We start from the raw sequence: 1,040 nt of genomic DNA on the forward strand, positions 1-1,040 counted from the left end.
AGTTGTCCATGCGCGCGTTGAGATAGAAGCGCAGGAAGATCTGCCGGCTCCAGCTCAACACCATCACGAAGGCCATCAGGGGGCGCTTCGCCCGGCCAATCTGTACGTGACCGAAGTGTCCCCAGTCAATTTGTCCTTGTTCACCCGGCAGCGTCTTCAGGCGCAGATACGCCTCGCTGGGCCTGCGCGGACGCAGTTGCGCGACATGCGCCCGAAACTGGCTCGCCCCCCCGGTGTAGCCACGCGCCTGCGCCATGGCATACAGGCGCGCGGCGGTGAGCCGGGGATACTGGGCGAGCGTCTCGATGATCATCGGGTGGTAGGGGTCGACGATCGAGGCCTGGCGGGTGCGTTCGGCCTTGGGCAAGCCCGCCTGAGCAAGCACGCGGTCAACGGCAGAATGGTGAATACCCAGTTGTCGGGCAATGGTGTTCACGCCCCACTGTTCCACGAAGTGATAGCGAAGAATCTTTGCTTCGAGTGCTTTGTCGATGGTCAATGGCGGTCTCCTGCTCGGGCGCTGCGCACTCACGGTGATCCTGACCATCGAGCGCGTTCGTTGGGTCGCAGAAAGTCCTGTCTCAAGTAGGGTTCGCATTCACGACCACAAAACCGGCAACGAATGACGGCAAGGTCTTTATGGTGCGCGTATTCCCGTGGACTTTCCGGTGGTTTTAATGCGAGCAGCAGTAAAACAAGCGCGACCGGCGGTGGGGAACCCTGATGCGTTACTTTTTGCTTTTGGCGGTCCCGGAACCGCTGCTGGCGAGCCGCGTTGGTCAGACGACCATGGCGGGTGCAACGGTAACGAAATCCCGCTCGGCGTAGTGAGGCCTGGCGGGCATGTTCGGCACAGCCGCCTGCGCAATAGACATTCCCCCGGTCGCACCGCCGACAGATAAAGACCTGGCAATGGCAGCGGGCACAGTGGTAAAGACGAGCACTGGTGTTCATCGGCACGAAAGGCCGATGAGGGCTGGATAAAAACCGCGTCCGGTGCGACACTGACACGGCTGTGCGAAAGCACGGTTTGGGGCGTA

At 61.2% G+C, this 1,040-nt stretch carries 1 pseudogene; it reads right to left on the minus strand.

Going from position 1 to position 1,040, the window contains the following annotated elements:
* Window positions 1-499: pseudogene (locus O9K64_RS23450) on the minus strand (hypothetical protein); the annotation flags it as partial.
* Window positions 500-1,040 lie beyond the last annotated feature (541 nt).

The organism is Sedimenticola hydrogenitrophicus (genome assembly GCF_029017505.1).
Lineage (GTDB): Bacteria > Pseudomonadota > Gammaproteobacteria > Chromatiales > Chromatiaceae > Sedimenticola > Sedimenticola hydrogenitrophicus_A.